The sequence below is a fragment of the Phaeobacter sp. CECT 5382 genome, assembly GCF_001457775.1.
Classification (GTDB): Bacteria; Pseudomonadota; Alphaproteobacteria; order Rhodobacterales; family Rhodobacteraceae; genus Pseudophaeobacter.
The window spans coordinates 46,946-67,059 of the sequence record NZ_CYSG01000005.1 but is presented as its reverse complement, the minus strand read 5'-3'; the positions used below and the strand labels follow the sequence as shown (position 1 = coordinate 67,059).

The following is a 20,114-nucleotide window of genomic DNA, read 5'->3' as shown; positions in this document are numbered from 1 at the left end:
AAGTTATCCCCCTTCCCGTGCTTGGAGCGGCGCGGGGGGCAGCGCATATTCCCTCGTGACACCCCTGCATGGCATCGACACCTGCAGGCCGTATTTAACGAGGACGCAAGATGAGCCAAGGCAGCTATTTCACCCCCAAAGGCGGCCACCCCGGTCAGGAGCAGCTGCTGACGGGCCGGGCGGTTTTCACCGATGCCTATGCAGTTCTGCCGCATGGCACCATGCGCGATATCACCACCTCCTGCCTGCCCGGCTGGCACGGTATGCGCATGTGGGTCATCGCCCGCCCGCTGAGCGGCTTTGCCGAAACATTTTCGCAATACATTGTCGAGCTGCAGCCCGGCGGAGGCTCTGTCACACCAGAAAGCGATGCCGCAGCACAGGGCGCACTCTTTGTCACCGAAGGCACACTGGAGCTGATCCTGGAAGGTGAAACGCATCAGCTGGCCAGCGGTGGTTTTGCCTATCTACCTGCAGGCAGCGCTTGGACCCTGACCAATCCCGGCGACAGCACCACCAGTTTCCACTGGATCCGCAAGCGCTGGCAGCCCGCGCCGGGTGTGGAAAAACCACAGGCCTTTGTACGCAACGAAAAAGACATTGCCCCAAATGTGATGCCAGACACCGAGGGGCGCTGGTCCACCACCCGTTTCATGGATCCCGATGATATGGCGCATGACATGCATGTCACCATCGTCAACTTCCTGCCCGGCGGCGTCATTCCCTTTGCCGAAACCCATGTGATGGAGCATGGTCTTTATGTGCTTGAAGGCAAAGCAGTCTACCGGCTCAATCAGGACTGGGTCGAGGTCGAGGCCGGTGACTTCATGTGGCTGCGCGCCTTTTGCCCGCAGGCCTGCTATGCCGGGGGGCCAGGCCCCTTCCGCTATCTGCTCTATAAGGATGTGAACAGGCATATGCCTCTTACCCTGTGAGGCCGGCGCGGCCAGCGCTCGGTAAACAATCAGCCATGATTGTCAGAGATCGGCAGGGATCAGCAAGGACCAGCAGGGATCTCTCCCGCTTCTTTGCTGCACAGACCCAGCGGCTGTATCGCGACAAATATCCGTGATGCTGCCGCTTTCTTGCGCGTCTCTGGCGGGGAACCCCATTGCAATGCAGGCATACTGCGCTAGGCTGTTCCTATGTCTTAGACTGTTGGAGTTCCCGGTGATGAAACCTTCCGCAATGATCCTGGCCCTATGCGCCTGCCTGATGACACCGCTTGCCGCCCCACAGGCCGCAGCAAAGGAAGGCGACATCACTCAGGTTACGGTTCTGGGGCGCATCTGGCATGTGTCCCCTGTGGCAGAGACCCCCGGGCTATACCGGGCCAATCGCCAAAACGCAGAACTGCTGCCGTTTCGCCCTCCAGCTGTGCTCAGCGTGCGTCAGGCCATTCGGGCCTTTCGTGGCGCCACCGGCTGCAGTGTCAATCTGGATAGCATGTATCGCACAATCTCCGGTCCTTATTACGCCACTTTGATTTGCCCCTGAGATTACCCAAAGTCATACCACTCCTGAGAAATTCATCCTGAAACCTGCAAAACGCAGATCTCGCAGATCGCCCTGTGCCTTTTGGTGGGGTTCTGCGGCCCGCTGATCCCTTTGAACAGATCCCGGAGCGTGCTCAGATCAGGCCCCAACTGGCCCGAAACTGGCCCGCCCGGAATGCTGGAGAGACCCTGTCATGAAAATTGCCATCAATGGATTTGGCCGCATCGGTCGCGCCATCCTGCGCCAGATCCTCACCACCGCAGATGGTGACACCATCGACGTTGTGCGGATAAACGACATCGCCCCTTTGGAGATGTGCGCCTATCTGTTTCAATACGACAGCACCTTTGGCCCCTTCCCGCATGAGGTCCGCCCCGAGGCGCAGCACCTTCTGGTTTGCGGGCGCAAAATACCTTTCAGCCACGAGGCGGACCTGACCCGCGTGGATCTTTCCGGCGTGGACGTGGTGCTGGATTGTACCGGCATTGCCCGCAGTTCGGATGTGGCGCAGCGCGGCCTGCAGGCCGGTGCGCGCAAAGTGCTGATCTCCGGCCCCTCTCCTGCCGCCGAGTTGACCGTGGTCTATGGTGTCAATGAAGACAGACTGGGACAGTCGCGGATCGTTTCCAACGCCAGCTGTACCACCAATGGTCTCGCGCCACTGGCAAAGCTGGTGGATGAGATCGCCGGGATCGCCAGCGCGCATATGACCACCATCCACTGCTATACGAATTCACAGCCGATGGTCGACGCACCCCGGGGCGATTTTGCCCGCTCGCGCGCAGGGGCGCTGTCGATGGTGCCAACCACCACATCCGCCACCCATCTGATCGACGAGGTTCTGCCGCATCTCAAGGGCCGGGTGAGCGGCGCGGCCGTGCGCGTACCCACGGCCAGCGTCTCCGCTGTGGATCTGGTAGCGCAGCTGCAAACCCCGATGGATGAGGTCAGTTTTACCGCCGCCCTGAAGGCCGGCGCGCTGGCCGCCGAGGTACTGGGGTGGACGGAAATGCCGCTGGTATCATCGGATTTGCGCGCCCGGCCGGAATCCCTGGTTCTGGCCGCCCCCGAGATCCGCATGAGTGGCGACCAGCAGGTACGCGTCTTTGGCTGGTATGACAACGAATGGGGCTTTTCCGCCCGCATGCTGGATGTCGCCCGCCTGATGGCAGCGTCCTGAGCAGACCAGAACCGGGACCTCCCGCCCGTCGCTTGCCGCAGCACAGCTGCGACGCTCCCGTTGGGCCCGGCGCCGCGCTTACGCAACAGCCACTGGGCCACTTTTGCCTCAGCCCGGGTCAAGGGCAGCCATGGCTGCCGCGCCTTGGCGCGGTTCACCCTTGAGGCGGGAAGAGGCGAGATAGAATGATCACATCCCGCAAAGGACAGCCCGCAAAGGGCAGACCTGCCCATTGCGGGCTTCTCAGCAAAGAAAAAGCGCCGCGCGAAGCGCGGCGCCGAGCCCAACTGATCTGGGCCAATCTTTGATTGTCCCGGATTGGGCGGGAGCCCCCCGCCGCACTCCAAGACCCGGACATAGCTATTTTCCGGAAAGGCTGCCATCCCCGTGACCCGCCATGCCGCCGGACACTTCTTCGGTGGCCTCATCCGCCAGTTCCGCAGGCAGGATCAGGTTCAGCACAATGGCAATCAATGCCGCAGGCAGCAGGCCGCTGGTCATCAGCACCTTCAAGGTCGCGGGCAGGTATTGCACTGCACCCGGCTCCAGCTGCAAACCGAGACCGACCGACAAAGATATGGCAAAGATCACCATATTGCGCCGGTTCCAGTTCACATCCGAGAGCATCGAAATCCCAGCTGCAACTACCATGCCAAACATCACGATAACACCGCCGCCCAGCACCTCGATCGGGATGGTGCGAATGATCGCGCCAACCTTTGGCACCAAACCACACAGGATCAGGAACAGCGCGCCAATGGTGACCACATGACGGCTCATGACACCGGTCATGGCAATCAGCCCGACGTTCTGGCTGAACGAGGTATTAGGCAGCCCCCCAAAGATCCCGGCCACGGCAGAGCCGATCCCGTCGGCATAGGTCGCCCCGGAGATTTCCTGATCTGTGGCTTCGCGTTTGGCACCGCCCCGGGTGATACCGCTGACGTCGCCGACGGTTTCCACCGCCGAGACAAAGGCCATCAGGCAGAAGCCAAGGATGGCCGCAAAGGAGAATTCAAAACCGTATTTGAAAGGCACCGGCAGGGCGAAAGAGGCTGCCCGCGACCAGCTGGCACCGATCGCCTCGACCGTGACCATGCCCATCAGCAGCGCGTAGATGTAGCCGATGATCAGACCCAGCAAAACGGCCGAAACCGACAGCATGCCGCGGGCAAAGAATTTGAGCCCAAGGGTGGCAAAGATCACCACAAGAGCTGCCGACCAGTTCAACAGGGAGCCATATTCAGGCGTGCCAATCGCAGGCACTCCACCGGCGGCGTATTGAATGCCGACCTTGACCAGCGCCAGTCCGATCATGGTCACGACCAAACCCGTCACCAGTGGCGGCAAGGCAAAGCGGATCTTGCCAATGAACAGCCCCAGCAAGCCATGGAAGATGCCACCAATCAGCACCCCACCATAAAGGGCGGCCAATCCATCAACGCCCTTTCCCACCACCAGCGGGATCATGATCGGCAAAAAAGCAAAAGACGTCCCCTGAACAATCGGCAGGCCTGCACCCACTGGCCCCAGCGTTACCGTCTGCAACAGCGTCGCAACCCCGGCAAAAAGCATCGACATCTGGATCAGATAGAGCAGCTCCGGAAAGTCAGGCGAGTTGGAACCAAAGCCAAAACCCGCAGCCCCCGCCACGATGATCGCCGGTGTCACGTTGGACACAAACATTGCCAGCACGTGCTGGATGCCCAGCGGCACTGCGCGCGCCAGGGGTGGAGTATAATTCGGGTCCCGCAATTGCGCGGGGCTTCCCAAGGAGCCGTCAGCCATTTTCATTCCCTCTTGTTCTGTTGGTTGGTATCGAAACGACCGCCTTCTGTTGGGCAGCCTGTCTCTGGTTGTTGTGTCTTGTCTTGTTGTGTCTCGTCAGGCGCGCACCACCTCAAAGGCGGTGTCGAACCAGTGTTCCTGCAGGTTGTCACCTGCGCCAATGCGGTCGACCACGGCAAATAGCCCCGGTGCATGTAGCGGGGTCAGAACCCCATGCCAGGTGCCCCGGTGAAAATTGATCGCCTGCCCCGGCGCGGTCTCAAAGGCCAAAGGCCGCCCCGGCATGCCATCGGCATCTGGCGCCACAATGACCAGAAACCCATGTTCGCTCATCGGGATAAAAGCCTGACTGCCCTCGGGGTGGCGCTCCATCATCTCCAAGCGCAGCGGCAGTGTGCGGGGCTCGGCCTGAAACAGGCTGAGCCCGGCCCGCCCGACCCCAAAATCCATCTGTGCCCGGTCATGATATCGCCCACAAAGCCCCTGATTGATGATCTTGTCAGGATCTCCAGCGACATCCAGCAGATCGCCAAAGGGCGCAAAACCTGTCGCCGTCATCGGCTGGATGCGGATCTGCGTCAGCGCCACGCTCATGAGGGCACCAGATCACGCAGGCGGAATTCGGCGATGCGTTCCACCTGCTTGCAGGCCTCTGCAAATTCCTGCTCCCGCCCATTGCCGATGCGCCGTTCAAAGGCCGCCAGGATGGACGCCTTGTCGTGATCGCGCACCGCAATAATGAAGGGAAAACCGTGCTTGGCGACATACTCTGCATTGAGTTGGGTGAAGCGTGCGCGCTCCGCATCTGTCAGTGCATCCAGCCCGGCACTTGCCTGCTCAGAGGTACTTTCCTCCGTCAGCCGCTTGGCCGCGGCCAGTTTTCCGGCCAGATCCGGGTGTGCGACCAGCACGCCCAGGCGCTCTGCCTCGCTGGCGGAGCGGAACATCCGGCACAGGGCATTGTGCACACCGCCTGCTGTGTCATGGGCCGGCCCCAGCTCCAGCCCATGGGCACGCTCGGCAATCCAGGGGGAATGCTCGAAGATGCCGCCAAACACCTCGACAAAACGCGCCTTGTCCATCTGGCTGGCCCGTTCACGACGCTGATGCGGGTGGGTCTTGGCCCAATGCTCGGCAATCTCGATCCGACGCGGGCACCAGACCCCGTCAAAACCCTGAATATAGTCGATGAACCTTTTCAGCCCCGCCGCCTTGCCGGGCCGTCCAATGAGGCGGCAATGCAGGCCGATGTTCATCATCTTTGGCGCACCTGCCGCGCCTTCGGCGTAAAGCAGATCAAAGGCGTCTTTCAGATACTGAAAGAACTGCTCGCCGGTGATATAGCCCGGAGCCGTGGCAAAGCGCATGTCATTGGCTTCCAGCGTATAGGGGATCACCAGCTGGTCGCGCTCCCCAACCTCCAGCCAGTAGGGCAGATCGTCGTCATAGGTGTCTGACACATAGTCGAACCCGCCTTCCTCAGCGACCAGTCGCACCGTGTTGGTGCTGCAACGACCGGTGTACCAGCCGCGCGGGCGTTCTCCGACCACCTCGGTGTGCAGACGCACGGCCTCTGCGATGGCGGCGCGTTCCTCTTCCTCGGGCATGTCTTTGTGTTCGACCCATTTCAAGCCGTGGCTTGCGATCTCCCAGCCTGCGGATTTCATCGCCGCCACCTGATCCGGCGACCGCGCCAGCGCCGTCGCAACCCCATAGATGGTCAGCGGAATATCCGCCTGCGTGAACATCCGGTGCAGACGCCAGAACCCGGCGCGGGCGCCATATTCATAGATCGATTCCATGTTCCAGTGGCGCTGCCCCGCCCAGGGCGCAGCCCCGGCGATATCGGACAGGAAGGCCTCAGAGCCCGCATCCCCGTGCAGGGTGCAGTTTTCGCCGCCCTCTTCATAGTTCAGCACAAATTGCACGGCGACTTTGGCGCCACCGGGCCAGGCCGCATCCGGTGCCCGTACCCCATTGCCGATCATATTGCGCGGATATCTGTTCATGCGCTGCGTCTCTTTCCTATGCCCTGCCCGCACGTCTCAGTGTGAGACGCGCGAAAACCCTGTTCTCTCTTGCTATTGTAAAAGATGTGAGTTCATTTTCAAATTTTCCCGAATACACTGTCAATGCGGGCCTATTTGCAGCAAAATCAGAACTGGTGCAGGAAAAAGCAGCATAGCAATCGAGGAATGCCGCAATGACAGGATATCTGACCACCCATGTTCTGGACACGGCCCGGGGCTGCCCCGCGGCGGGCCTGCCGATCACGCTCTATCGTCTGCAGGGTGAGACCCGCATCAAACTGGCAGAAATGACCACCAATGCAGACGGACGCACCGATAGCGCCATCCTGCCGCAGAGCGATTTCACCCCTGGCATCTATGAGCTGGTGTTTCAGGCCGGAGCCTATCTGCGCGCCAGTGGTCAGGCTGGCAGCGACCCGTTGTTTCTCGACGCAGTGCCAATCCGCTTTGGCATCAGCGACGCCGCTGCACATTATCATGTGCCGCTGCTGCTGTCGCCCTTTGGCTACTCCACCTATCGCGGCAGCTAGGCACTCCCTCGCAACTGTCGCTGGTGCGCCGCGTCAGCGGCGCCGGGCCCAACACTGCCAGAGGTCCGTCAGGGCCTCTTTCAGGGGCGGGAGCCCCCCGTTTCTTTTCTCAACGGCTTTCGAATTATCCTGAGCAGCCTAGTCTGTCGCCGCGCTCAGCAAATCGGCCACCGAGGCCTCAGCCGCATGCACCGAAGCCGCCATCCGCTGGGTCATGAAGTCCATGAACATGCGCGTCTTTGGGTCCTGATGCCGGCGATGGGTATACAGACAGGCCATCTGCACCGGCACAGGGGCGGCCTGCTGCGCCACCGGCACCAGTCTTTTCGCCGCAAGATGCGCTGCGACTTCGAACACCGGTTTCAGCGCAATGCCTTCCCCGGCCAGCGCCCAATCGGTCAGAACATCGCCATCGTCACATTCATACCGCCCCGACACCGCAAAGCGTTTGGGGCCTTCAGGGCTATTCAGCATCCACTGAAATTCGCTGGCGCCCGGATAGCGCAGGTTCAGGCAATTGTGCCCGCCCTTGACCAGATCCGCGCCACTTTGTGGGTTGCCATGGCGCGCGACATATTGCGGTGCTGCGCACAGCACCCGTCGGCAGTCGGCAACTTTGCGCATGCGCAGATTGCTGTCCTCAGGCTGGCCAAGGAAAAACGCCAGATCCAGCCCCTCGGTGGTCAGATCCACAGTCCGATCCGACAGGCGCATGCGCAGATTGATCTCCGGGTATTGCGCCAAAAACTCAGGCACCTCGGGCGCGACCAGCCGCCGCCCGGCCCCCAGCGGGGCTGCGACAAACAAAGTGCCGCGGGGCGTATCCGTCAGATGCATCACCTGCGCTTCGGCCTGATCCACCGCCTCCAGCACCGAAACGGCGCCGGAATAAAACGCGCGGCCCTGTTCGGTGGCGGTCAGATTACGGGTGGTGCGTTGGAACAGGCGCACGCCAAGGTAGTCCTCCAGCTGCGAAATCCGCGCCGAGGTCACCGCCGGAGAGATCCGCAGATCCCGCCCCGCCGCGGACATCGAGCCCAGCTCATAAACCCGCACAAAGGTTCGGATATTGTCGAGATAGGACATGAGACCCCCTGTCGTCTTGGCGCATTCTTCTTGTTTTTTTGATACAGCTTGGAAGTTTACTGGAATACCGAATAAACAAGGGTTTGACTAGGGTCGCCACAGGTCAAATCATTTTCAGGACTGGGCAAATTTTCAGGACTGGCCAAATTTACAGTACTGGGCAGACCCTGCCAAAAAAGACAGTGAGGCGCACGGCATGTATGAGATTCTAATGATGTGGGATTGGCTTGGCTTTGCCATTCGCTGGCTGCATTTGATCACTGCGATGGCTTGGATCGGGTCCTCTTTCTACTTCATCGCGCTGGATCTGGGCCTGCGCAAATCCCCCGACCTACCTGTCGGTGCCCATGGCGAAGAATGGCAGGTGCATGGCGGCGGCTTTTATCACATCCGCAAATATCTGGTTGCCCCCGCCGCGATGCCCGAGCACCTGATCTGGTTCAAATGGGAAAGCTACACCACCTGGCTTTCGGGTTTCGCCCTGCTGATGGTGGTCTATTGGGTCGGCGGCGAGCTCTACCTGATTGATCAAACCAAGGCCGAGCTCGCGCTCTGGCAGGGCATTGCCATCTCTGCCGCCTCGCTGTCGATTGGCTGGCTGATCTATGACCGGTTGTGCAAATCCGGCCTGGCCGACCGCCCGACCCTGCTGATGGTGCTGCTATTCGTGCTGCTGGTGGCCATGGGATATGGGCTGAACCAGGTCTTTACCGGCCGTGCCATGATGCTGCATCTGGGGGCTTTCACCGCCACCATCATGACCGCCAATGTGTTTTTCATCATCATGCCAAACCAGCGTATCGTGGTGGCGGATCTACAGGCAGGCCGTACGCCCGACGCCAAATATGGCAAAATCGCCAAGCTGCGCTCGACCCATAACAACTACCTCACCCTGCCGGTGATTTTCCTCATGCTGTCGAACCACTATCCACTGGCTTTTGCCAGTGAGTACAATTGGCTGATTGCAGCACTGGTGTTTTTGATGGGCGTCACCATCCGGCATTATTTCAACACCAAACATGCCGGCAAAGGCAATCCGACCTGGACTTGGCTGGCGACCACGCTGCTGTTTCTTGGGGTCATCATCCTGTCTACGCTGGGGCTGGAACATGATGGCGAGGCTGACGAAGCAGCCGCGCTCACTGGCACCGCGCAGAAAATGGCACAGGCGCAGGGCTTTAAAGACGTGCATGAAATCGTGCTGGGGCGCTGCAGCATGTGCCACGCCCGTGAACCCTACTGGGATGGCATCCGCACCGCCCCCAAGGGTGTGTTGCTGGAAACCGAAGGCGATCTGGCCCGTCAGGCCGAGGCCGTGTTCATGCATGCCGGTGTGACAGATGCCATGCCCCCGGCCAATGTCACCTTCATGGAGCCCGAAGATCGCGCCGCAATCCGGCGCTGGTTCAAAAATGCACAGATGTGACAGATCTACCTGTGCAGCTTTCACTGCCCATTTTTGACTTCCCGGCTTTAAATGCTCTGTAAATATGCACGCGCGGTTTCCTGCCACTGCTCACCGGCCTGTGATCGCGACGCCTCGTTGACTGCTTTACCTCGCTCCGCTCTGTGATAGGCTCACAAACGCAACGCATCCGGCCCCGCGCGGGGCCAAAAGATGCGCGTTCTACACCTGATTTTGCACGCTGCCCGGAGTGCCCATGTCTTTGAATTCTTCCCTGCGCAACAGTCTGCGCATGGCTGCTCTTGGCCTGATTTTGGCCGGTGGTTTGCCGCCCTCTATGAGCTGGAGCGCCACGGCGTCCCTTTCGGCTCCCGGCGCGTCTGAAGATCTGAACCAGCGCCTGCAGGCAGCATCTTCGGCCCTCGCAGCTGGCAGCGACACCGATGTGCAAGAGCTGCTGGCCGCAGCCCTGTCAGACTATCGCACACTGGTTCAGGTGCTATATGACGCCGGGCATTTTGCGCCCGAAATTTCGATCCGGCTGGACGGCGTCGAGGCCGCCCGCATTCAGCCGCTGAACACTCCAAAGCAGATCAACCAGATCCGCATCAACGTGAAGCCGGGACCAAAGTTCATCTTTTCGCGCGCCGAGATCGCCCCCTGGCCCGGCACCAGCGAGATTGCCCGCCCCGAAGGCTTTGCGGCCGGACAAGCGGCCACAACAGGCCAACTGCGCGATGCGCGTGACGCCGGCCTGCTCGCCTGGCAGCACGCGGGACACCCCAAGGTGGAACTGGACCAACAGCAAATCACAGCAGATCATCGCGCCGCGACGCTGGACGCCCGCCTGCGCCTGGCGCCGGGTCCGCAACTGCGCTTTGGCAAGCTGCAGGTCACGACCCCAAGTGCTGTGGAAGAAAGCGCAATTCAGGCCATCGCCGGATTTCCTACCGGCGAGGTCTACCACCCCGATCTGCTGGCCAAGCCCGCCAGCCGCCTGCGCCGCACCGGGACGTTCTCCGCTATCACCCTGCGAGAGGCAGACGCGCCCAACCCCGATGGCACGCTGGATTTCGTCGCCACGGTGGAAGACATGCCGCCACGGCGTCTGACCTTTGGCGCCGAGCTCAGCTCGACAGACGGGCTGGAGGTGACGACCTCCTGGATGCACCGCAACCTGTTTGGACGGGCGGAAAAATTGCGCTTTGAAACCCGGCTCAGCGGGATTGGCACCGACATTGACGGGCGCATCGCCCTGCGCCTGGACCAGCCCGCAGCACTAGGCGCAGATGACAATCTGTTCTACATGCTGGAGGCCGAGCGCCTTGATGAGGAACACTATACGGCCACTCAGATGCTGGGCGGCATTGGTGTGCGGCGGGTCTATTCGGATTATCTGTTCGCCGAGGCCGGGCTGGGCTTCAATTCGATCCTGGCGACAGATGTCTTTGGGAAGCGCAGGTTCAAATATGTCACCGGGTTCCTGCGCGCCGAATATGATCGCCGCAACAGCAGCGTGGACGCCAGTGATGGCTATTTTCTCAATGCCCGCGTCCGCCCCTTCTTTGGGCTGGATGGCAGCGACAGCGGCGTACAGGTCAAGCTCGACGGGCGGATCTATCACGGGCTAGGCGCAAATGACCGGATTGTATTGGCAGGCCGGGCCCAGCTTGGCTCTTTGATTGGGCCGTCGCTGGGCAATGTCTCGCCGACACTGTTGTTCTTTTCCGGCGGTGCCGGCTCGGTGCGGGGACATGAATACCAATCTTTGGGCGTGCCGGTCGGGACCGCCACCGCTGGTGGGCGGGGGTATCTGGCACTGTCTGGCGAGGTCCGCGGCAAGGTGAGCGAGAAAATCTCGCTGGTCGGGTTTTATGATGTCGGCTTTGTCGACAGTGACAGCTTTGTGTCCGGCAGCTCGCAACGCCATTCCGGCGCCGGGATCGGGCTGCGCTATGATGTGGCCGGAATTGGCCCGCTGCGGGTGGATTTTGCCTATCCGGTGGATGGCGGCACCGAGGATGGCCTGCAGTTCTACATTGGTATCGGGCAGGCGTTTTGATGACCGGGATTTCTCATATGCGCGCCGCCTTGTTGCTATCGACAGCCTTTGGTCTGGCGCTGCCTCTGGCCGCACAGCAAAGCACACAAACCAGCCCGGAACCGGAACCAGAACCAAGCTATCTGGAAAGCTTTCTCGAGGACACCCTGTCCAGCGACAGCCAATATATCAGCGTCACCGGCCTCAGCGGTGCACTGTCGTCACAGGCCAGCATCGCCCGCCTGACTGTCGCCGATGAGGCCGGCATCTGGCTGGACCTCAAAGACGCTCAGCTGGACTGGAACAGGCTGGCGCTGCTACGCGGCAACTTCTCGGTCAACCAGCTGGTTGCAAAAGAGATCACCGTACTGCGTGCGCCGCAGCCCCTGCCCGAAGACCCCAGCCTGCCTGCCCCCGAGGCCACACCATTCGAGCTGCCGGAGCTACCGGTCTCGATCAATATCGGTGAGATTCGCGCGGAACGCATCGAATTGGGCGCGGATCTTCTCGGTGAGCCCGCCAGCCTGAACCTCAAAGGCGGCTTTACACTGGCCGAAGGCAATCTGGCGACGGATCTCAATGTCAATCGCCTCGACAAACCGGGGGATCGTTTGATCCTGAATGCGGACTATGTCGGCGACAGCCGACAGATCGCGCTGAACCTGGCCCTGGACGAGGCCGCAGGTGGGTTGATTTCTACAGCACTCGATCTACCCGGCAGCCCCAGTCTGGGCCTGAGCCTCGCAGGCAACGGCCCGGTCGAAGACTTCACAGCGCAGATCACGCTGGCCTCCAATGGCGCGCCCCGGCTGACGGGCGAGGTGGTGCTGAAAGCTGGCGGTGCGGCCTCGCATGCTCAAGATGCGAGCGAGCCAGAACAGGCCACAACAGCGGCTTCCAGCATTGGCTTCAGCGCCGATCTTGGGGGTGATATTGACGTCCTACTGCACCCTGATTACCGACCCTTTTTTGGTCCCAATCTGCGGTTGTCGCTGCGCGGAGAGACCTCTGTCGAGGCCGGCACCACAGTTGATAGTCTGGCGCTGCGCACCCAGGCTTTGACGGTCAGCGGCGCTGTTGCGCTCAGCCCGGCTGGCAAGCTCGACACTGCGAACCTGCGCGCTGGCATTGCAGCCCCGCAGGGACAAGCCGCCGTCGTGCTGCCAATATCCGGGGCCGACACCACCCTTGCCAGTGCCCAGATCAGTGCCAGCAAAACCCGCGCAGGCGACTGGTCCGTTGACGCCACTCTGACAGAGCTGAGCCATCCGCAAGCACGCGTACCGCGCGCGCATTTGCAGGCCAAGGGCCTGCTGGCCGAAGATCAGGATGCCTTGCGCAATCTTGACGGAACCCTCACCGCCGCGCTGCAAGGCCTGCAGCTGCGCGACCCGGCCCTGGCCCGCGCCGTGGGTGAAGATCTGCGCCTGTCCGGGCAGCTTTCCACGCGCGGGACCAGCGCGCTCACTGTCACTGAAATGCAGTTGCAGGGCAGCGACTATCAGATCAGTGGTGATGTGGCTTTTGATGGGCTGCAGGCCGGGTTGAAAATCACCGCTGATCTGCGTGCTGGGGCTGCAAATTTAGACCGGTTTTCCGATCTTACCGAGCTGCCTTTGACTGGCGCGGTGCAGGCCCAGATAGAGGGGTCGCTGACGCCGCTCTCTGGGTCCTTTGACGCTGATCTGGCAATGCAGGGTCAGGGTCTGACAATCGGCATTGCCGAGCTTGATCGCCTGACCGAGGGCAATATCGCGCTGACCTTTCAGGGCGGGCGCGATGAGGACGGGCTGCGCATCACCTCGCTGCAGCTGGATGGCAACCAGCTCACGGCACAGGCGCAGGGCGATCTGGACAGCGACAGTGGAGCCCTGACCCTGCAGGCCCGCCTCAAAGAGCTCAATCTGTTGCTGCCGCAGATGTCCGGCCCGCTGACCCTGAAGGGTGATATCAGCCGCAGCGGTGATACGCTGACGGGCCTCGCCCAGCTGACTGGGCCGCATTCCTCCTTTGCCAAACTCGACGGATCCGTGCGCCTGGACGGCGACGCCGACTTCACCTTTGACGCCGCCCTGGATGAGCTGCAGCGGTTCCTGCCCGAGCTTCCGGGCAAGGTCGCAGCGGTTGGCCAGGCACAGCGGCGTCAGGGTGTCTGGCAGATCAAAGGCGATGCCACGGCCCCCGCCGGGGCCGAGGCCCGTCTGCAGGGCAGCTTTGATGAGGCAACCGGGCTGGCCGATATGACCGCCACGGGCCAGTTACGGTTGGAGGGGGCTAATCCTTTTATTACCCCCAATCTGGTCAGCGGCGCGGCGCGCTTTGATCTCGCTTTGCAGGGCGCGCCGGGGCTGGAAGCGCTAAGCGGGTCGATCAGCACCTCGGGGGCCTCGCTGGCCCTGCCTGCCGCGGCCCAACGGATAGATGATATCACTGCCAACGTGACCCTGGCGCAGGCGCGCGCGCAGCTGAACCTGACCGCCTGGCCCCGCGATGGTGGAAGTCTGCAGGCCAGTGGCCCGGTCGCCTTGCTCGCGCCGTTTGACAGCGCGCTTCAGATCGGTATTCGCGACGTGGTGGTCACCGACCATCTGAGCTATGACACGATCCTCAATGGCGATCTCAGGCTGGCAGGCCAACTGATTGGCACCAGCCTGTTGAGCGGGCGTATTGATGTGGGCGAGACCAATATCAATCTCAACACCGCCGGTGGGTCGATCTCGGCGGCCCCTATTCCGCCGATCCGCCATATCAATGAAACCCGCCAAAGCCAGCTGACCCGCGCCCGCGCCGGGTTGATCGAAAGCGGGGGCTCGGGCGGATCCGCTTCGAACATCAATCTGGATGTGCTGATCGACGCCCCCAGCCGGGTGCATGCCCGTGGCCGTGGCCTGCGTGCTGAACTGGGCGGGCGCATCCAGCTGCGCGGCAGCACCGCAGCACTGGCACCCGCTGGGCAGATCAGCCTGGTGCGCGGCACCTTTGATATCCTTGGTCGCCGACTGGATCTGGACGAGGGCCGCATAACCTTGCTGGGCGATCTGAAACCCTATCTCGAGTTTCAGTCCTCTGCCAGCACCGCCACCGGCACTGCAACGCTGGAAATTTCGGGGCCCGTGGATGCCCCGGTGATCGAGGTCACATCTGATCCGCCCCGCCCCAGCGAAGAGGCCCTGGCGCTGCTGCTGTTTGGCGATGACATCCAGAATCTGTCGCCACTGGCGCTGGCGCGACTGGCCAGTTCGGCCCTGGAGCTGAGTGGGCGTGGCCTAGGCACCGAAAGCAAGCTGCGCGACGGCACTGGCGCGGATAAGGTTGACCTTGGCTTGGACAATCTCGGATCGGGCCTGTTGGGGATTGGCGGCTATGTCAGCGAGAATGTCTACACCGACTTCAACGTCAATACCCGTGGCGACAGCGAGCTCAGCATCAATCTGGATGTCTCTGACAGCATCACCATGTCGGGCACCGTGGACAGCGAAGGCGAAACCGGCGTTGGACTGTTCTTCAAGCGGGACTACTAAGACCCGCGTAGGATTACACTACTACGGGCAAACTGGTCCAACAAATCTGCCGCAACAGGCTCCAAATCGAACACTGTGTGTTTCGCCCCCTTTTCCAATGCCTGTCTGCGGCTTAGGCTGGCAGGAAACGGGCCATCGCGCTGAGATAGGAAACAACAGGGATCAATGGAGACCGGATGACGGATCGCGCAGCGCAGCCCTCTTTTTGGGCGCGCCTCTCAAAACGCCTGAAACGGCACTGGCAGAAAAACTGGCAACAAATACGCCTGCAGCGCTCGATCCGCCATCTGCATGGCCCAAAGGGCCGTGTCGCCGCCCCTGATGAGGTGGTGCTGATCGCGCTGGTGCGTGATGGCGGCTACTATCTGGATGTGTTTTTTGATCATTATCGCGCCCTGGGCATTCGCCATTTTGTCTTTGTTGACAATGGATCCCGCGATGACACCCTGGCCCGTCTGCAACAGGAGCCCGGCGTGGCCGTGCTGCAGTCAACTCTGCCCTGGGGCCGTTTCGAGAATGATTTTCGCGCTACGGCTGCGCGCCGCTACGGGCAGGACCGCTGGTGTCTAATCGTTGATATGGATGAGATCTTTGATTTTGAGGGCCGGTTCGAGATCGGTCTGGCGGGCTTCATCCGCTATCTTACAGCACAGGGCTATACCGGCGTCATGGCACAGATGCTGGAGATGTTTCCCAAGTCAGCCTTGCGCGATGTGGCAAGCCTGCCCTACCGCGATGTCATGGAGCAGTTTTCCAACTGCGACCTCAGCGCAGTCAAATCGCTGCCCTATGACAGCGATCAAACAGGGCTGGCTTATTTTTTGCACCAGAATTCCCCGGCCATATCTGCCCCGCCGATCCTGTTTGGCGGTGTCCGCGGCAAGGTTTTTGGGGAAAACTGCTGCCTCAGCAAGCACCCGTTGATCTTTAACGGTGCTGACGTGGGCCCAGCCGTTCATCCGCATGCCTCGACCGGGCTGCACCTGGCTCCGATGACTGCGCTGATCAAGCATTACAAATTCGCCAATGACAGCTTTGGGCGCGATCAACAAAGCCTGGCCAGCGCCAGCATTGCCCATGGCGAAGACCGCCTGCGCCTTGCAGCGATAGGCCAGAACAGCGATCTTAGCCTCTGGTCCGAGACGGCACAGACCTTTCCCGGCATTTCCGGTCTGCAACAGCAGGGATTTCTTCTGTCAGATCCGGAGTTTACGGCACATATCGCCCAATCGATTACACAAAATCCGTTAGCCGAAGCTGCCAGAGGCGGCACCACATGACTGAGCGTTTCCCCAGCAAAGCGCCTCCCAACGCTCCCATCATCGATGCGGTTGTCATCGGCCGTAACGAGGGCACGCGCCTGATGGCCTGCCTCAGCTCGCTGAAACCACAGGTGAACCGGCTGATCTATGTCGATAGCGGGTCCAACGACGGCTCGGTTGCGGCGGCTCAGGACCTGGGGGCCGAGGTGGTTGAGCTGGACATGGCACTGCCCTTCACCGCTGCGCGGGCGCGAAACGCTGGACTGTCTTGCCTCAGCCAGAATGGGTCGATTGCGACCCCCGCAAACTCCGCAGCACCTGCCACAGGTTTTGTCCAGCTGGTTGATGGCGACTGCGCCGTAGATCCCGACTGGATCGCAACGGCGCACAGGTTTCTGATCGACCACCCCGACATTGCAGTGGTCTGTGGGCGGCGGCGCGAGCGCTTCCCCGACGCGTCAATCTACAACAGGCTGTGTGACCAGGAATGGAACACCCCCGTCGGAGAGGCCAAGGCCTGCGGTGGCGATGCCCTGATGCGTTTAAGTGCACTTCAGGATGTCCACGGCTACCGCGAAGACCTGATCGCCGGCGAGGAGCCCGAGATGTGCCTGCGTCTGCGCCGCAGCGGCTGGAAGATCTGGCGGCTGGACAGCGAGATGACCCTACATGATGCCCAGATGCTGCGGTTTTCCCAGTGGTGGAAGCGCAGCCGCAGGGCCGGTCACGCCTTTGCCGAAGGCGCCGCGTTGCATGGCGGGCCGCCGGATCACCATTGGGTGCAAGAAACCCGTCGCGCACTGGTCTGGGGGCTGGCGCTGCCCGTGGCATTGCTGCTGTTATCTGCTATCAGCCCATGGGCCCTGATCGGCTTCTGCCTCTATCCTGCACAGCTTTTGCGCCTTAGTCGGCGCATGGGATTTCAGGCCGCCTGCTTTTCGCTTCTGGGCAAATTTGCTGAGGCGATGGGGGTCATGGAATACTGGTGGAACCGCTGGCGCGGCAAAAGCCGAGGCATTCTGGAATACAAATAGCGTGGAGAGAGCCAGGCCAGCTCTTCAAACGATGGATGATTCACCCTTTTGCGGAGCCGTCCTAGCCTCCTAGCCTCTGGCGCGCAGGCGCAGCGCCTTGATGCAGTGCCCCGGAAGAATGGCAAAACACTTTGCATAGCGTGGCAACATGCGCTGCGGGCTGCTCAGGGCCCGCCACAACCACTCCATCGCCAGTCTACGCACCCATAGCGGTGCACGCGTCTGGTGGCCGCCCAGAAAATCCAGCCCCGCCCCTACCGAGGCAAAACCGACCCTGGGGGCAGCCTCACGCCCCCGATGGGCAAACTGTTCCTGCTTTGGCGCGCCAAGCGCAAGAAAACACAGGCGAATGCCTTTTTCGTTCAATGTCTGCAGGATCATGTCGGCCTCTTCTCCGACCGGATCAAACACGCCCGAGGGCGCATGACACCAGGCCAGATCCAAACCCGGAACCTGCCTCTGTAACGCTTCAGCGGCATCGCTCAGGGCAATGTCGGTACTGCCGACCAGGGCCACCGGAACGCCAGCGGTTGCGGCCAAACGACAGAGCGGCAACACCATATCCGATCCGGGCATCAACTCGACCGGACGCTTGGCCAGTTGCGACAGCCAGACGATTGGCCGCCCATCCGCAACAACCAGATCCTGTCCGGCATAGGCCTCCAGAAACACGCGCGACTGCGCCAGTTTGACCAGATGATCCAGATTGACCGTCGCCAGAGCAAAGCCCTCGTCATCGGCGAAGCGCCGAAGCACCTCCGTTTCGAGCGTCGCCCGATCCGGCATGTTCACCGTGATACGTCGATTCTGAAATTCGAAAAACACGCATTCCCCTCTGCAGCTGCTGGCCCCATGCAGCCCGCCCGGCTGTCCGGCTGGCTACGTTGAAAAAGGGTTCACCTTAGTGCAATACCGCTCTCTTGCCTCCTAGACCATAGGGATAGCCTCCTAGCCTTTGGTATCGTGTCGCCGCTGCAATCGGCTAGCGCTTGCGCTGAATTGCAGGCGACAGGAGAGGGGCAGATGATCTAGATTTGGTCTGAAAGGTCCGATCCAGGTCACCAATTCCCCATCGCCCTGCCGCAATTGGAGATTACAACGCTCAAATGCCCAACGCACTTGCCTACCTGATGCTGCTGCTCTGGCCTGTGATCAGCCTGATCTTGTTTCGACGCCTGCCGTTGGAACGGGCCATTCTGTGGAGCTTTCTGGCGGGCTATCTGCTGCTGCCACCTGTGGCTGAGTTCGACCTGCCTCTGGTGCCGGACATGGACAAATTTACCATTCCATCGGTCGTGGCTTTCCTTCTGTGCGTGGGCCTGATGCGCAAAAAAGTGCCTTTGCTGCCGCAGCATCCTTTGGCACGCCTGTTGACACTGGGCTTTGCCTTTAGCGTCGTGCCGACGGTGATGACCAACAGTGATCCGGTGATCTTCGAAGTCCTCGCGGGCTCCGAACCGATCCGCTACATCACCGATATGCTGCCCGGTCTGCGCTGGCGTGATCTGGGATCCGTGATGATCAATCAGATCATCATCCTGATGCCGTTTTTGCTAGCGCGCCGCTATCTCTCCTCGCCTGCTGCGCAAAAAGAGCTGCTTTTGGCATTCTGTATCGCGGGTCTTGCCTATTCCATTCCCTCGCTGATCGAGATCCGGCTCAGCCCCCAGATCAACATTTCAGTCTACGGCTTCTTTCAGCATGATTTTTCCCAGACCATGCGTCAGGGTGGTTTTCGCCCCATTGTCTTTCTGCCGCATTCGCTCTGGCTGGCGCTGTTCATGTTTTCTGCCGTGATCGCGACTACTGCTTTGGCACGCGTTGCCACCGGCAAGGACAAAACCCGGTTTGCTTTTGCCGCAGGGTACCTGTTTGTTGTTTTGATTCTGTGTAAGAGTCTGGCCTCGCTGGCCTACGGGCTCAGCTTTGTACCTCTGGTCGCGCTTGCCCCGGCCCGCTTACAGATCCGTATCGCGCTGGGGCTGGCAGCTGTCGCTATCACCTACCCGATGTTGCGCAATCTTGGCCTGATCCCCATCGACGCCATCCTTGCCCAGGCCGAAGCCATCAGTGCCGACCGGGCGCAATCCCTGGGTTATCGCTTTGAAAACGAGGCGCTGATGCTGGGCCGTGCTGCTGAAAAACCCTGGTTCGGATGGGGCGGATGGGGTCGCAATCTGGTGCGGGATTTGGAGACGGGCGCGATCATCTCGATCCCGGATGGCCATTGGATTCTGGTCTTTGGCACCCTGGGCTGGCTTGGGTACCTCGCCGAAATGGGACTGCTGACCCTGCCCCTCGTCCTGCTCGGGATTGAAATCCGGCGGCGCCAGGTCAGTGAAATCTCGCCCTTTGCAACACCGATCGCCCTGATCCTGGCGGCCACAATGGTTGATATGATGCTGAATGACACTCTGGTGCCGGTCACGTGGCTTTGTGCCGGATCAATCCTCGGCTACGCGGAACGGCTGCGCTATCCGGGCCTGTTCGAGGCACGCCGCCCCTTGTTTGACGGAGCCCAGATACTGGTGCCACACCGCAGCGCCCGCCAGCGCCAAAGGCAGATCTGATGCCTTACTCTTTCCACTTTCTCGTCCAATTTGAACACCAAGCTTTCACAGCTTGGCCCCATATATTGATCAAGTTTACCCTGGGTGAGAAGGATTCGTGTGGGGCACACAAATGGCTTGGGCCAAGTTTCCGGAATGTCTCTCTAGAGTCGGCTTCAGGAGAGAGGGCT

Annotated in this window: 15 protein-coding genes; 10 read left to right on the top strand and 5 right to left on the bottom strand. The window is 60.9% G+C overall.

Features of this window, described 5'->3' with window-relative positions:
- The first annotated feature begins 110 nt into the window (after positions 1-110).
- The 3 genes from PH5382_RS07225 to PH5382_RS07215 all read left to right on the top strand — a co-directional run bounded on the left by PH5382_RS07225 (position 111) and on the right by PH5382_RS07215 (position 2,677).
- On the top strand, positions 111-935 hold the full coding sequence (locus PH5382_RS07225) for a bifunctional allantoicase/(S)-ureidoglycine aminohydrolase (RefSeq protein WP_058333694.1): 825 nt from the start codon (positions 111-113) through the stop codon (positions 933-935).
- Between the two features lie 238 nt (positions 936-1,173).
- Entirely contained in the window at positions 1,174-1,497 is a 324-nt protein-coding gene (locus PH5382_RS07220; protein WP_231751816.1) for a hypothetical protein, read from the top strand.
- Positions 1,498-1,690: 193 nt separating this feature from the next.
- Entirely contained in the window at positions 1,691-2,677 is a 987-nt protein-coding gene (locus tag PH5382_RS07215; protein WP_082645593.1) for a type I glyceraldehyde-3-phosphate dehydrogenase, read from the top strand.
- 360 nt (positions 2,678-3,037) lie between these two features.
- On the opposite strand, the gene PH5382_RS07210 is transcribed toward PH5382_RS07215, so the two are convergent.
- From PH5382_RS07210 to puuE, 3 genes are all read right to left on the bottom strand, one after another.
- On the bottom strand, positions 3,038-4,465 hold the full coding sequence (locus PH5382_RS07210) for a uracil-xanthine permease family protein (RefSeq protein WP_058333691.1): 1,428 nt from the start codon (positions 4,463-4,465) through the stop codon (positions 3,038-3,040).
- Positions 4,466-4,561: 96 nt separating this feature from the next.
- Positions 4,562-5,059 (bottom strand): ureidoglycolate lyase, encoded by a 498-nt coding sequence (locus tag PH5382_RS07205; protein ID WP_058333690.1) that lies wholly within the window; start codon positions 5,057-5,059, stop codon positions 4,562-4,564.
- On the bottom strand, positions 5,056-6,474 hold the full coding sequence (puuE, locus tag PH5382_RS07200; protein ID WP_058333689.1) for an allantoinase PuuE: 1,419 nt from the start codon (positions 6,472-6,474) through the stop codon (positions 5,056-5,058). Before puuE ends, PH5382_RS07205 begins: the two co-directional genes overlap by 4 nt.
- Positions 6,475-6,668: 194 nt before the next feature.
- Here puuE and uraH point away from each other — a divergent pair, with 194 nt between their 5' ends.
- Positions 6,669-7,025 (top strand): hydroxyisourate hydrolase, encoded by a 357-nt coding sequence (gene uraH, locus PH5382_RS07195; RefSeq protein ID WP_058333688.1) that lies wholly within the window; start codon positions 6,669-6,671, stop codon positions 7,023-7,025.
- A gap of 138 nt (positions 7,026-7,163) precedes the next feature.
- Here the strand turns inward: uraH and PH5382_RS07190 are convergent, their stop codons facing one another.
- Entirely contained in the window at positions 7,164-8,111 is a 948-nt protein-coding gene (locus PH5382_RS07190) for a LysR family transcriptional regulator (RefSeq protein ID WP_058333687.1), read from the bottom strand.
- 196 nt (positions 8,112-8,307) lie between these two features.
- Between PH5382_RS07190 and PH5382_RS07185 the strand changes: the two genes are divergently transcribed.
- From PH5382_RS07185 to PH5382_RS07165, 5 genes are all read left to right on the top strand, one after another.
- The gene (locus PH5382_RS07185; RefSeq protein ID WP_058333686.1) at positions 8,308-9,537 is read left to right on the top strand and encodes a urate hydroxylase PuuD; all 1,230 of its coding nucleotides are present in this window, start codon (positions 8,308-8,310) and stop codon (positions 9,535-9,537) included.
- 271 nt (positions 9,538-9,808) lie between these two features.
- Positions 9,809-11,578 (top strand): autotransporter assembly complex protein TamA, encoded by a 1,770-nt coding sequence (locus PH5382_RS07180; RefSeq protein ID WP_231751827.1) that lies wholly within the window; start codon positions 9,809-9,811, stop codon positions 11,576-11,578.
- Positions 11,578-15,078, top strand: a complete 3,501-nt coding sequence (locus PH5382_RS07175; protein WP_231751815.1) for a translocation/assembly module TamB domain-containing protein — start codon at positions 11,578-11,580, stop codon at positions 15,076-15,078. The genes PH5382_RS07180 and PH5382_RS07175 overlap by 1 nt, the downstream gene beginning before the upstream one ends.
- 176 nt (positions 15,079-15,254) lie before the next feature.
- Complete coding sequence (locus PH5382_RS07170) at positions 15,255-16,358, top strand: glycosyltransferase family 2 protein (RefSeq protein WP_082645592.1); 1,104 nt, start codon at positions 15,255-15,257, stop codon at positions 16,356-16,358.
- Entirely contained in the window at positions 16,355-17,374 is a 1,020-nt protein-coding gene (locus PH5382_RS07165) for a glycosyltransferase family 2 protein (protein WP_058333684.1), read from the top strand. The genes PH5382_RS07170 and PH5382_RS07165 overlap by 4 nt, the downstream gene beginning before the upstream one ends.
- Positions 17,375-17,443: 69 nt before the next feature.
- On the opposite strand, the gene PH5382_RS07160 is transcribed toward PH5382_RS07165, so the two are convergent.
- Positions 17,444-18,199 (bottom strand): WecB/TagA/CpsF family glycosyltransferase, encoded by a 756-nt coding sequence (locus PH5382_RS07160; protein ID WP_058333683.1) that lies wholly within the window; start codon positions 18,197-18,199, stop codon positions 17,444-17,446.
- Between the two features lie 281 nt (positions 18,200-18,480).
- On the opposite strand from PH5382_RS07160, the gene PH5382_RS07155 reads away from it, so the two are divergent.
- On the top strand, positions 18,481-19,944 hold the full coding sequence (locus PH5382_RS07155; RefSeq protein ID WP_058333682.1) for a hypothetical protein: 1,464 nt from the start codon (positions 18,481-18,483) through the stop codon (positions 19,942-19,944).
- The last annotated feature ends 170 nt before the right edge of the window (positions 19,945-20,114 follow it).

Excerpts from the sequence above, each read along its gene's own strand:
- PH5382_RS07225 (WP_058333694.1), top strand. The coding sequence starts at position 111 with ATGAGCCAAGGCAGCTATTTCACCCCCAAAGGCGGCCACCCCGGTCAG.
- PH5382_RS07220 (WP_231751816.1), top strand. The coding sequence starts at position 1,174 with ATGAAACCTTCCGCAATGATCCTGGCCCTATGCGCCTGCCTGATGACA.
- PH5382_RS07215 (WP_082645593.1), top strand. The coding sequence starts at position 1,691 with ATGAAAATTGCCATCAATGGATTTGGCCGCATCGGTCGCGCCATCCTG.
- PH5382_RS07210 (WP_058333691.1), bottom strand. The coding sequence starts at position 4,465 with ATGGCTGACGGCTCCTTGGGAAGCCCCGCGCAATTGCGGGACCCGAAT.
- PH5382_RS07205 (WP_058333690.1), bottom strand. The coding sequence starts at position 5,059 with ATGAGCGTGGCGCTGACGCAGATCCGCATCCAGCCGATGACGGCGACA.
- puuE (WP_058333689.1), bottom strand. The coding sequence starts at position 6,474 with ATGAACAGATATCCGCGCAATATGATCGGCAATGGGGTACGGGCACCG.
- uraH (WP_058333688.1), top strand. The coding sequence starts at position 6,669 with ATGACAGGATATCTGACCACCCATGTTCTGGACACGGCCCGGGGCTGC.
- PH5382_RS07190 (WP_058333687.1), bottom strand. The coding sequence starts at position 8,111 with ATGTCCTATCTCGACAATATCCGAACCTTTGTGCGGGTTTATGAGCTG.
- PH5382_RS07185 (WP_058333686.1), top strand. The coding sequence starts at position 8,308 with ATGTATGAGATTCTAATGATGTGGGATTGGCTTGGCTTTGCCATTCGC.
- PH5382_RS07180 (WP_231751827.1), top strand. The coding sequence starts at position 9,809 with ATGGCTGCTCTTGGCCTGATTTTGGCCGGTGGTTTGCCGCCCTCTATG.
- PH5382_RS07175 (WP_231751815.1), top strand. The coding sequence starts at position 11,578 with ATGACCGGGATTTCTCATATGCGCGCCGCCTTGTTGCTATCGACAGCC.
- PH5382_RS07170 (WP_082645592.1), top strand. The coding sequence starts at position 15,255 with ATGACGGATCGCGCAGCGCAGCCCTCTTTTTGGGCGCGCCTCTCAAAA.
- PH5382_RS07165 (WP_058333684.1), top strand. The coding sequence starts at position 16,355 with ATGACTGAGCGTTTCCCCAGCAAAGCGCCTCCCAACGCTCCCATCATC.
- PH5382_RS07155 (WP_058333682.1), top strand. The coding sequence starts at position 18,481 with ATGCCCAACGCACTTGCCTACCTGATGCTGCTGCTCTGGCCTGTGATC.